The organism is Candidatus Erwinia haradaeae (assembly GCF_900698855.1).
GTDB lineage: Bacteria > Pseudomonadota > Gammaproteobacteria > Enterobacterales > Enterobacteriaceae > Erwinia_E > Erwinia_E haradaeae_F.
The window spans coordinates 157,639-171,424 of the sequence record NZ_LR217698.1 but is presented as its reverse complement, the minus strand read 5'-3'; the positions used below and the strand labels follow the sequence as shown (position 1 = coordinate 171,424).

Below are 13,786 nucleotides of genomic sequence, written 5' to 3'. Positions count from 1 at the left end.
CATATCATAGCAGCTTTCTAATAACAGAAACCTCTATAAATTTAAATTCTAAAGCAATTAAATCACTATTAAAAACCAAATAACTATTAAAATTCAATAAATAGATAAACTTTATGAAACATTATCATCTGGACACCTCTGATGAAGATTAGTTAACTATGTTAACCTTATATTATTAAATAATTATTTAATATATAAAAAATTAAATTGATTCTATATGACGTATAATTTATATATGTTAAAGTACAAAATATCTAAAAAAGAAAATAAATTTAACATACACTAATAAATTACCTGTATTATAGATCTCTATAATCGAGATCTTTATGATAAAATCAAGTCAATAAAATTATTAATTTAAAACCTTTTTCTAAATCAAAAGACTAACCATGTCATATAATCTTTTCTATTCTCTCTAACATTTAATTCATTTAATAGAATCACAACAAATTCATATTGTATAAACCACATTAGCTCAAAATTCATATCTCGTCTCCATTATTAGAGACCAAAGATTTAATTTATTATTATACCATATCGTGGATATATTGCACTTTGGAGAATATGCATACAAACTAAATATCATTTTCTCTTTAAGAGAAATTCTAATAAATATATAAATAATATGAACTTACTACCATTTATTTAAATAAATTTCAGATATTACTGTACTGATAGACGAGCATAAACAGCAAATAACCATCTAATGTCCTGGTTATAAAATTCTACTTGAATTCGTCTATCTTTTCCAAAACCAATAACATTAATAATAGTACCCTTACCAAATTTTGTATGATTTACAGACTGCCCAACAGTAAAAAAAGACTCTTTATTTATAAAAGGAAATTCTATATTTTTATTATGAAAAGACCAATTCGCCCTTGTATTACAAGAAATTTTCTTAACACAATGATCTGGTAGTTCACTAATGAAACGAGATGGCATATAAGATACTTCCTGGCCATATAAGCGACGTTTTTTGGCATGAGTTAATGTTAATCTCTGCATTGCACGCGTAATGCCAACATACGCAAGGCGTCGCTCTTCCTCTAGATAACCACCTCCATTATCCAACGAGGCTTGACTTGGAAAAATTCCTTCTTCCATACCGACAATAAAAACTTGACTAAATTCTAGACCCTTCGACGCATGAAGCGTCATTAACTGAACCGCATCCTTTCTTTTATTGCTATTATTGACTTCTCCCATATCAATTAAAATATCAGATAAAAAATCTTGCAATAACGTTGTTTTCGAATGCATATGTCGAGAACTAGAGTACTTCTGAGCAAGATTAATAAACTCTTCTAGGTGAGCTATACGTGATTGGTCCATCTCTTGTTTTTTATCTCTATACATAGCCCAAAGACCTGTATCCTGCAAAATCCGTTGTGTTTGCAAGTCCAGAGGCAACGCTTTGGTAATTTTATCTAGCCTATCCACTAATAAAATGAAGCCCTCAAGATAAGAAGAAGCCATATTTCCAATTAGCCCCCCTTGTTTTAAAATTTCTTGCGAGCTTTGCCATAAAGTTATATTATAATCACTAGATACTTGACGAATACAATCAAGAGTATGCACTCCAATACGTCGTAAAGGCGTATTAATTACCCTCTCAAAAGCTGCATCATCATTACGATTAACAATTAAACGCAAATAAGAAAGAAGATCTTTGATTTCCTTTCTTTGAAAAAAATGCGTACCATTATGTAATTGATATGGTATATTTTTTTCTAAAAGAATTTCTTCTAATACTCCAGCTTGTATATTAACTCGGTACAAGATTACGCATTCACCTAATAATCGACCCTGTTCAATCCACGCCTGTAAGGAACGAACTACAAAACGTGCTTCATCTAACTCATCTAAGGCGCAATAAATAGAAATCGGATCACCATTTCTTTCTTCTGTCCATAACTGTTTACCTAAACGAATGTTATTATACGAGATCAACGCATTAGCAGCGTCAAGAATATTATTCTGTGAACGATAATTCTGCTCTAATCGAATAGTTACTGCTCCAGAAAAATCCTGAATAAAACGCTGAATATTTTCTGCTTGTGCACCTCGCCACCCGTAAATTGATTGATCATCGTCACCAACAATAACCACTTTACTGCAGGTGCCCGATAATATACGAATCCATTTATACTGAATATCATTAGTATCTTGAAATTCGTCTACTAAAATATTAGTAAATCTTTTTTGATAATAATCACGAATGTGGGACTGATCACGCAATAATTCATAAGCTCTCAATAATAACTCAGAAAAATCTACTAAACCAGAACGATCACAGACATCTTGATAGATCTTATAAAGACCTATCCATGTTTTCTCTGTCAAAGAGTTATAGCTTGTAATATCTTTCGGTCGTAAACCTTTCTCTTTTTTATGATTAATATAACCCACGATTTTACTAATCGACCATTTCTTTGAATCAAGATTTTTACATTTCATTAACCTTTGAAGCAAACGATGTTGATCATCAGAATCTAAGATCTGAAAATTTTTTGGAAGACCAGCCTGAAGATAATGAGAGCATAAAAGACGATACGACAGAGAATGAAAAGTCCCAATCCATATATTTTCTTTTGGAATACCCATAAGTTTATCCAAACGATCTCTCATTTCTTTTGATGCCTTAGTCGTAAAGGTAACTGCCATAATCGATTTCTCAGAGCACTTTTCTACGTCTAACAACCAAGCAATACGATGCACTAAGACACGTGTTTTTCCACTACCTGCGCCAGCTAGAACTAAAAAATGACCACGTGGGGCAGACACAGCTGTACGTTGCTGTTTATTTAAACAATTAAGTAATTTATAAATATCCATAAATACCATAGTTAATCTAACAGGAACAAATACTCAAAAAAAACAAATAATAGCATTTGATATTAGAATTAAATTTAATAAATTCAAGAGTCTTCTAGATAGAAATTAATCAAAAATTTTAACTTTACCAGAGCCTCTAACTCAGTCAATTTTATTATTGATATAATTTAATCTAGACTATAACTATGCCGCCTAAAAATTATTAAACACTTTACATATTGTAACTTAGTTATTCTTCTAGCTAGTTTCTATAAAAAAATAAAATTACAACTAAAAACCAGTTCAATACTATGAAATTATTAAAGCAATCTAACTTTTATTTTTATATAAATTCTATCAAGACTGATATAATAAGTAGCTTGTTAATATAACAACTCTTTCTAAAATAAAGAAAAATCAAGAAAATGACATGGATAACAAGCCCTAATTTAAATATGAAATATCATTTAACATGCTTCAGATTAAATGATATAAATATATTATTTATGTAATTTAATTAAAAGTGTAGTTAACCTATATACAGTACAGGGATTAGAGATAGTTTAAAAAAACTCATTGAATCTATCAATACTCATATAAATAAAAACATAACTCAATATAATCCTAGAATTCTACTTTTTTAATATAAGAGAAAATACATTTTATCAAGATTATTAAAAATCATTTATTAGATAACCTAACCTTTTTATCTCTATAAAAATTCAATTATCTTACCCATATTATTTAACATAATCTGAACTTTAATTAAAAATAAAACAATCGATGATATAAAAATCTCATTAAAAATAAGAATAATATTAAAAATCTATCTCTGTGAAAAATTTGCGATCTATTATTCCACTTCACTAACGAAACGATAATTCATCTTAATTCTTTTTAAGAAAGAAAAAATTATAACTAAATATCTTATTGGTAATCATTTTTACATACAATTTTTACTTAAAATTAATATTACAAATATTAAAAAATAAATAACATTAGATAGAAACTCTAATGTTAATTCTCATCCAGAATAGACTGGTTAAGATAGAATATCAATTCTATGAAATCAAAATCTATCATCTAATAATTTCCTAAAAAGTAATCAGAGATTTTATTAGTTTTACAAATATTTCTAATAAGTGATTAATCTAAATAAAAAAATAAATCAAATAAAGCTCTTACTCACCTCTTATTAACTTGTAATTAAATAAATATGTATATAAATATTATTCTACTGACATTATCTTTTTAAATCTGTTGGAAGCATCCTTCTCCTTAGAAATAAGGAGACTCTTTTTCATACAAGATAAACTACAACAACTGTTAAATCGAACAGAACAGTCCTGACATTGAATAAATAGCTTGTGACATGTATTATTACGACAATTGATATGACTATCACATGTCTTGCCACAGACGTGGCAATATGAAATAATTTCGCTAGAAACGCTCTCATACATCCGTTGGTCAAATACGAAATTTTTACCTTTAAAATAAATCGGTAACCCTAACATCCTAGATACCCTTACGTACTGAATAATACCCCCATCAATATGATAAATATTTTTAAATCCATTATGACGCATCCAAGCACTCGCCTTTTCGCATCGAATGCCACCAGTACAATACAGAACTATTTTTTTTTCTTTATCTTTTTTCAACATTTCGACAACTATTGGAAGTTTTTGTCGAAAAGTGGACCCTGGAGTGATTAAAGTATTGTCAAAGTGCCCTACTTCATATTCGTAATCATTACGCATATCTATAAAAATTACTTCAGGATTATCATGAAAAAAATTAACCTCATCTGCTGTTAAATAAATTCCAACATCACTAGCATCAAAACTGGAATCAGTGATTCCATCTGCAACAATACGATGACGAACTTTTAAACGTAGAACCCAAAAAGATTGCCTGTTGTTATCAAGAGATATATTTATTCGCATGTTAGAAAGTTGACAATGCATATCACTTAATACATCTAACATAGACTCATAAAGATGAGATGGTACACTAACTTGAGCATTAATCCCTTCATTAGCTATATAGATTCGACCCAAAATCTTTAATCGAGACAAACCTAAGTATAAACTATTACGAAAACTCCATGGATCATCAATAGTAAAATATTTATAAAACGATAATGTAGTTCGTTCACCATCTTCTGTTAAGAGCTGGTCTTTCAACTCTTTATTGTTTATTTTATTAAATAAAACTGTCATAAAGTTAACTTATATCCTGCATGTAAAATGTAAAGAAATATATTTTAAACAGTATGTTATCTAGAGTTAGGTAACATTGAGGCTGAATAACATGAGATATAGCTGTATAGCTATATGCCTAAACTTATTATAAGTAGTGACAACTTTATTTAAAAGTAATACCAGGCTATAAAAGATAACTATGCTTATCAAATGAATATTTAAAAAACCAAACTAATAATATTACATAATAGTTCAGCAAAGATCCAAGCAAATATACATTCACTATTACTCGATCATATCACTTATCATTACATATGTTGAATAATTGCTTGTCCAAATTCAGAACAGGTAAGTAATTGAGCTCCATCCATTAAGCGTGCTAAATCATAAGTTACTCTTTTAGAGGAAATAGCTCCTCGAATACCTACATCAATACAATTTGCTGCTTCAACCCATCCAATATAACGTAACATCATTTCAGCTGAAAGAATTATTGAGCTTGGATTGACCTTGTCTTGACCAGCATATTTTGGCGCCGAACCATGAGTGGCTTCAAAAAGAGCGCACCTATCTCCAATATTGGCACCTGGAGAGATACCAATACCTCCAACTTGAGCAGCTACTGCATCTGAAATATAATCGCCATTTAAATTCATACACGCAATAACATCATATTCAGATGGACGCAATAATACTTGTTGAAGAAAAGCATCAGCAATAACATCTTTAATCACAATTTTTTTATTACTGTAAGGATTGGATATAGTTAGCCATTTATCCCCATTAACTGCAATACCACTAAATTCCTCTATCGCTACTTGATAACCCCAATCTCGAAAAGCGCCCTCAGTAAATTTCATAATATTGCCCTTATGTACAAGCGTTACTGAATTACGGTTGTAATCAATGGCATATTGAATAGCAGATCGGATTAAACGTTTCGCCCCATTCTCCGAACAAATTTTGACTCCAATTCCACATTGTTCTGTAAATCGAATATTTTTTATACCCATTTCATTACAAAAAAATTGAATAACGTTATCTGCCTCCAACGTACCCGCTTCCCACTCAATTCCTGTATAAATATCTTCAGAATTCTCACGAAAAATTACCATATCAATATTTTCTGGCTGTTTTACTGGACTTGGTGTTCCAGTATAATAGCGAATTGGCCTCAGACAAATATATAAATCTAAAAGTTGGCGCAAGGATACATTTAAAGACCGAAGGCCTCCACCTACGGGAGTGGTCAATGGACCTTTAATAGCTACGCAACACTCTTTAATAAGAGATAACGTTTCTTCTGGTAACCAAATATCTTTACCATAATTCTTGACTGATTTTTCACCCGTATAGAGCTCCATCCAGGCCACTTTACGATTACTACCATATGCTTTTTGAACAGCAGAATCCACTACCTTAATCATTACCGGAGATATATCCAAACCAATTCCATCACCTTCAATAAATGGAATAACAGGATAATCTGGTACTCTAATTTGACCATTATAAAACGTAATTTTCTCAGAACCTACAGGAATATCTACTTTTCTTGCCATAACTTCCCCTAAATTACTTCTATAAATATTTACGGAATGATACTGGTTTAGTTTAAACTGATTTTTTCTATCTTAAATTATTAAGAATATTCTAAAGATATCTTTAAACCTGCTATTATAAGATAATAACTGCTTTATTCTAGAAAAAATAAAAAAGATTTACAATCTGATCTAATTGCATATTTTATAAACATTTACACTTGTATTATGTTATCTAATCGAATAGTTATAAATTTCTTCATATCAAAGTATCTCAATATTTCATAAGTATTAATTCTTGAATATCATTTTCTTCCTTAAGAAAAAAACCCAAATAACATCTAAACCATATAAAAACTAGATCACAAAAAACAATAAAACGTCAAGTACAAATAATATTTAAAATTTCGCTAAATTAAGTTACTTTTTCTAAAATATCGAACAAAATCAAAATAATAACATTAAATATCAAGTCTTGACTGTAGAAAGAAGCATCACGATTTAGGCTATAAAAATATAATTTTCGTAATTTATATGAACAAAATCTTACTAGATTCTAAACTAAATATTTAGAAAATTATGCATATTAATTTTCCAAAAATATTATACAAGCCTCTTAAACAGATCACACTCTTTCTTTTATAAAAAAGACATTTCGTAATCAGATTAACCGTAAAATCAATCTAAGAATATATTTTAGATTTGATCTCTTTATGACACTGTAATTTAAGAATAATCATCATAAGATGGTTAACATATATTTAAAACGATTTCAAAATACACGTCAAGATTCTTATCTAGATACTACAATCGACTAAGAAATTAAAATTTTTCTAACATATAAAAATGAAAAACAAATTTATAATTACCGACTTAAATTATCCTATATCATGTTAAATATTTCATATGTTTATCAAAATAATATATAATATAATCTTGATACAAGAAATACATGATAATCAGATAGAAGAAAAATCTTTTAATATATTGGCTTTATTAATAAAATTTTGACAAATACGTATGAAATATTCACTATACCTAAAATAGGCTAATCCTAATACATTAGAATATATATACTCTGAATATAAATAGATACATCAAATCCATATTAAAATTTTAAGATACTAATCTTAACAATACTAAAAACTAAACACTAAAAGATATCTATATTTTCGTTATAAAAATATTAACCTTGCTGAATCCTAAAATAAAAACTTACTAATATATTCCATATTAAACAAAAATCTTTTAATAATTAAAACTACCTGACTACACCATCATTATGGATTTTAAGTATGTTTGAACTAATAAAAACAGCGCCAACTGATCCTATTCTTGACCTGGAGAATCAGTTTCAACAAGATAGTCGTCTAAATAAAATAAATCTAGGAATAGGAATATATCAGGATGAAAATGGAAACACACCAATTTTACCTAGTGTAAAAATAGCTGAAAAATATATTTTAGAAAAAGAAAAAAATAAAAACTATCTATATATTGATGGTATGACTGATTTCGGACATTATACACAAAATCTTCTTTTCGGTTCTTCTCACCCTGTTATCTCTGATCGACGAACCCGTACTGCTCAAACACCTGGGGGCACTAGTGCATTGCGTATCGCAGCCGATTTTCTTGCCACTCACACAAAAACTAAACGCATTTGGGTTAGTAAACCTAGCTGGCCTAATCATAAGAAAATATTTTCTTCAGCCGGATTAATAGTGGATGAATACGAATACTATGATGACGTACGCCATGTTTTCGATTTCAGTAATATGAAAAAAAGCCTATGTTCAGCCGGTTATGGTGATATCATCCTGTTTCATGGATGTTGTCATAATCCGACTGGGATAGATCCTTCTCAATCACAATGGCAACAACTTTCTGAAATATCCCTTAGTCGTGGTTGTCTCCCGTTATTTGACTGCGCATATCAAGGATTTGCCCATGGATTAGAGAAGGATGCACAGAGTATCCGCTTATTTACGTCTAATCATAAAGAATTAATAATATGCAGCTCATATTCTAAGAACTTTGGCCTGTATAATGAACGAGTTGGTGCGCTCACGTTAGTAGCTAAAAATAATTCAATCGTAAATACTACTTTTAGCCAAATTAAAGCAATAATTCGATCTCATTATTCAAATCCTCCAGCTCATGGAGCCGCAATTGTTACCACTATCCTTAGTGATGTTCATTTACGCCGACAATGGGAACAAGAACTTACAAAAATGAGAGAACGTATTCAGCAGATGCGTTGCCTATTTGTGCAATTTCTTAAAGAAAAAAAAATAAAAAATAATTTTAACTTATTCCCTCTACAAAATGGCATGTTTTCTCTTACAGGTCTCACTCAAAAACAGATCACGCGTCTCCGAGATGAATTTGGCATCTATATCATTAATTCAGGACGCATAAATATAGCTGGCATAAATTTACGAAATATCACTCCTCTTTGCGAAGCAATTATCACAGTACTTTAGTTTCAGTGCACTATGTATGTCTAAAGTAACTATACTTTTACGAAAAGAAATCCATATTACCTAAATTAAAATAATATAAAACAGAAAAACATTAGGTAGTAATTACACCAAAATACCTACTAAATCAAAACTAAAGTCTCATTATATAACTAAGACTAATATTAATCTTAAATAAGAAATAATATATAAATTGAGAGATCTATTAAAAAAATTACTAAATCCTCTAATAATCGTATTATAAATATATATAATACACACACCTTTTTTTCATGCTTTCCATCAAACCATCCTATCAATAAAGTACTCTAATAACTCTCATAGAAAGTATACATTCCGTGAATTCTTATATCAATAAATTATATTTAATACAGATACAACAAAGTATATAACTAAATGTATATCACGTTATATTTATGCTACTGTCAACTAATTAAAAAATCCAATTAACTTGATAAACAATGTAATTTTTTTTAAAAACATATAATCTACTAACAATATATATTAAAGAAAAATAAAAATCATTACAAAGAATACAAAGTATTTAATCAACTCTTGTTTGCGTATCTTATAAACCATTCAAGAAAAGTGATCATCTTGCAATATTTTTAAGAAATCGGTGATTTTATAAAATGAAAAAAAATATCGTAGTACTCGGCGCTCAATGGGGTGATGAAGGAAAGGGTAAAATTGTTGACATTCTCACTGAACGCGCGAAATACGTAGTACGTTATCAAGGTGGTCATAACGCAGGCCATACATTAGTTGTTAATGGTAAAAAAACTATTCTTCACTTAATTCCCTCAGGAATCCTACGTCATAACGTAATCAGTATAATTGGACATGGAGTGGTCTTATCACCATTGGCGCTATTGCAAGAAATTAAAAGTCTAGAAGAACGCGATATATCTGTTCAAAATGTCCTATTTATCTCTGAGGCCTGTCCACTAATTCTTGATTATCATATAGCTTTAGACATGGCTCGTGAAGCAGCTCGTGGTCTGAAAGCAATAGGAACAACTAAACGTGGAATCGGACCAGCCTATGAAGACAAAGTAGCTAGACGAGGTCTTCGTGTGAGTGATTTATTTCATAGATCAACATTATCATCAAAACTACAAGACGCCATGGAATATCATAACTTTCAGTTAGTAAACTACTACAAAGTTAAAGCAGTAGATTATCAGAAAGTTTTCGAAAACCTCATCGCTACTGCTGACACTATTACTAATATGGTAGCAGATGTAACTGAAATTCTATCATCTGCACAAAAACGCGGCGATGTAATTATCTTTGAAGGAGCCCAAGGCGCACTGTTAGACATTGATCATGGAACCTATCCATACGTCACCTCTTCTAGCACAACGTTAGGGGGAGTAACATCTGGATCAGGAATTAACCCAAGTTATCTGGATTATTCTCTAGGAGTTATGAAAGCCTATTCAACTCGAGTAGGTGCAGGACCATTTCCAACTGAATTATTTGATAAAACTGGCGACTTTTTATGTAAACAAGGTAATGAGTTTGGTGCAACAACTGGACGACGTCGTCGTACTGGATGGCTAGACGCAGTTGCAATCCGAAAAGCAGTGCAAATCAATGCGCTATCCAGCTGTTGTATCACAAAGATAGACGTCTTAGACAACTTACCAGAAGTAAAAATATGTGTAGGATATCGCTTGCCAGATGGACGTCAAACAAACACTACACCATTAACTACTGAAGACTGGGAAAGAATCGAACCAATTTATGAAACAATGCCTGGATGGAAAAGACCAACCTTTGGAGCAAAATATTTAGAATCTCTTCCGCGTGAAGCAATAAATTATATTCAGCGTGTAGAGGAAGTCACTGGAGTTTTAATAGATATGATCTCTACTGGACCAGATCGTAATCAAACAATAATTATACGACATCCACTTGATATCTAAGTTTATAAATAAGCTAAGATATTAATGACATCTATTTTTAGATTACATTAATCAATACTATATTTCTATAATATCTTGAATTATCGTTAGCTAATAGAAAATTAATTAGATAAAACTTCTCAATCTCAATTAGTTATGCCCATAAATGTACAACATTCATTAATATTCTTGAAAATATTACAAAATATTAAAATCAGTGATAATTAAGTCACCAAACCTAAAATAAAATACATCTCCTTTTATCTAAGATAATTTTTTATAGAAGAAAATCAACGCTCGGATTCATAGAAGCAATACTTATTGTCTGTCCATATAGCCCTAAAGTTCTTTCTTACAATGAAATGATGTTAAGATAATGAAAGGTATTTTAAAATAGATCAAAACCATGTGTCTTAATTTTTGTATTAAAATAACCATCCACTTTACCATATTATACTGAAACAATACATGGCCGTAATGTATCAAAAGAACCGGAGAAAACCCAAATGCCACACGACCCCTTTGAGGAGCGCGAAACTAAAAAATATGGAGATCCTATTCCTAGCCGTGAGTATATCCTGAGTAATATCAAACAACGCACACAACCAACCCGACGCTCAGAACTTGCACAAAACTTAGGAATTAGTGGAGAAGAAAAAACTGCAGCACTTCGCAGACGATTAAGGGCAATGGAGCGCGATGGGCAGCTAATGTTTACTCCACGGAGTGGATATGCTGTTCCACAACACGCGAACCTCTTAATAAAAGGAAAAGTTATTGGACATCGAGATGGTTTTGGTTTTTTGCGCGTCGTAGGAAGGCAGGATGATTTATACCTATCTAGCGAACAAATGAAAACATGTCTACATGGAGACATTATTCTTGCACAAGAAATGGGTATCAATCGAAAAGGACGCTTTGAAGCATGTGTAGTACGTATTATTGAGCCTCGAAATAACCATATTGTAGGACGTTACTTAAGTAATACCACAGGAGATTTTGTTATACCAAACGATAATCGTCTTGGTTTCCATATTCTGATCCAGGAAAAAAGAAAAATAAAGATAAATATTGGCTCGATAGTAGTTGTGCTATTAACGGAACGCCCTAGTCGTCGCAATCCAGCTCTGGGAGAAATAGTTGAAGTACTTGGTAATCAAATGAACACAAATATGGCTATTAATATTGCTCTTCGAGTACACAATCTTCCACATAAATGGTCCAAGGAGGTAAAAAAAGCAGCAGAAAAAATAAATACAACAATACCGATAGACGCTAAAAATAGACGTGTTGATCTTCGAGCTCTTCCATTGGTGACAATCGATGGAGATGATGCGTCTGACTTTGATGACGCAGTATTTTGTAGAGCCCAAAAAAAGGGGGGGTGGCGATTATGGGTAGCTGTTGCTGACGTTAGTTATTACGTGCGACCCGGGACTCTTCTAGATAAAGAGGCAATCAATCGTGGAACCTCAGTGTATTTTCCGTCACAAGTAATTCCCATGTTACCAGAAGTACTTTCTAATAATTTATGCTCACTGAATCCAAAAGTAGATCGTCTTTGTGTAGTATGCGAAATGACAATTTCCTCACATGGAAGATTATTAGACTATAAACACTACGAAGCAATTATGCGCTCTTTTGCTCAACTAACCTATAATACAGTTTGGAGGATTTTACAAGGTGACCAACCACTACGAAAGAAATATAAACCAATCATCAACAATTTAGAAACATTGCACAATCTATATGTCAAACTAGAGAAATCACGGGAAGAACGCGGTGGGATCTCACTTGAAATAGAAGAACCAAAATTTATTTTTAATACCAATTATCGTATTGAACGTGTTGAAAAGACCATGCGTAATGATGCACATAAACTAATTGAAGAATGTATGATTCTTGCAAATATTGCATCTGCACTGTTTGTGGAAAAACATAATGAACCAGCATTATTCAGAGATCATGATCGACCAATAGATGATAATATTAAAAGTTTTCGATCAATCCTCAATGAATTAGGATTAACATTGCTTGGTGGTGAGAAACCAGAGCCATTAGATTATGCATATTTACTTAAAAAAATCAGCGGACGTTCAGATTATGAAATGATTCAGAATTTACTTTTACGCTCTATGAAACAAGCAGTATACGACTCAGAAAATCGTGGACATTTTGGCTTAGCACTAAAATCTTATGCACATTTTACCTCACCAATCCGACGATATCCTGATCTTCTTATGCATCGCGCAATTAAATATGTGTTATCAAAAAACACCGATAAATTAAAAAATAAGCTCACACAAACTGGCGGTTACCATTATACCATATCACAAATGCTACAATTTGGTCAGCACTGTTCTATGACAGAACGACGAGCCGATCAAGCTACACGTGATGTAATAGATTGGCTTAAGTGTGATTTTATAAAAGATCGAATAGGAGAAATATTTAATGGAGTAATCTCCACAGTAACAAATTTTGGATTCTTTGTTCGACTTAGTAACCTATTTATTGATGGATTAGTGCATATTTCCACACTAAAGAATGACCAATACCATTTTGATTCAGTGGGACAACGATTAATCGGAGAATGTAGTCATGTAACTTATCGCCTAGGCGATCAAGTGGAAGTACAAATTGATTTCGTACATCTCGAAGAGCGTAAGATCCATTTTTCTCTTATCTCTAACAATGACAGATTATCTCCAGCAAATATTAACTTTGATAAGCCTACTAGAACTAAAAAATAATTAAAACTAAAAGACAACATCGTCCTTCCTTATGTATAAAAGAAGTGCCTTCTAACAAACTAGCTAAGTTTTTAGGTT

At 31.3% G+C, this 13,786-nt stretch carries 6 protein-coding genes; 3 read left to right on the top strand and 3 right to left on the bottom strand.

Features of this window, described 5'->3' with window-relative positions; translation table 11 throughout:
- Positions 1-663 precede the first annotated feature (663 nt).
- The 3 genes from uvrD to icd all read right to left on the bottom strand — a co-directional run bounded on the left by uvrD (position 664) and on the right by icd (position 6,583).
- Complete coding sequence (uvrD, locus tag HACICURT3053_RS00520) at positions 664-2,838, bottom strand: DNA helicase II (RefSeq protein WP_157991820.1); 2,175 nt, start codon at positions 2,836-2,838, stop codon at positions 664-666.
- A gap of 1,208 nt (positions 2,839-4,046) precedes the next feature.
- Positions 4,047-5,042 carry an oxygen-dependent tRNA uridine(34) hydroxylase TrhO gene (gene trhO / locus HACICURT3053_RS00515; RefSeq protein ID WP_157991819.1) on the bottom strand — a complete coding sequence of 332 codons (996 nt, stop codon included), beginning with the start codon at positions 5,040-5,042 and terminating at the stop codon, positions 4,047-4,049.
- 290 nt (positions 5,043-5,332) lie between these two features.
- Positions 5,333-6,583, bottom strand: coding sequence for an NADP-dependent isocitrate dehydrogenase (gene icd / locus HACICURT3053_RS00510; protein WP_157991818.1), 1,251 nt, complete (start codon positions 6,581-6,583; stop codon positions 5,333-5,335).
- A 1,274-nt stretch (positions 6,584-7,857) separates the two neighbouring features.
- On the opposite strand from icd, the gene HACICURT3053_RS00505 reads away from it, so the two are divergent.
- The 3 genes from HACICURT3053_RS00505 (at position 7,858) to rnr (ending at position 13,708) form a co-directional block, all read left to right on the top strand.
- A complete protein-coding gene (locus HACICURT3053_RS00505) occupies positions 7,858-9,048 on the top strand; it encodes an amino acid aminotransferase (protein WP_157991817.1) in 1,191 nt (396 codons plus the stop codon).
- 629 nt (positions 9,049-9,677) lie between these two features.
- On the top strand, positions 9,678-10,976 hold the full coding sequence (locus tag HACICURT3053_RS00500; RefSeq protein WP_157991816.1) for an adenylosuccinate synthase: 1,299 nt from the start codon (positions 9,678-9,680) through the stop codon (positions 10,974-10,976).
- Between the two features lie 485 nt (positions 10,977-11,461).
- The gene (gene rnr, locus HACICURT3053_RS00495; protein WP_157991815.1) at positions 11,462-13,708 is read left to right on the top strand and encodes a ribonuclease R; all 2,247 of its coding nucleotides are present in this window, start codon (positions 11,462-11,464) and stop codon (positions 13,706-13,708) included.
- Positions 13,709-13,786: the final 78 nt, after the last annotated feature.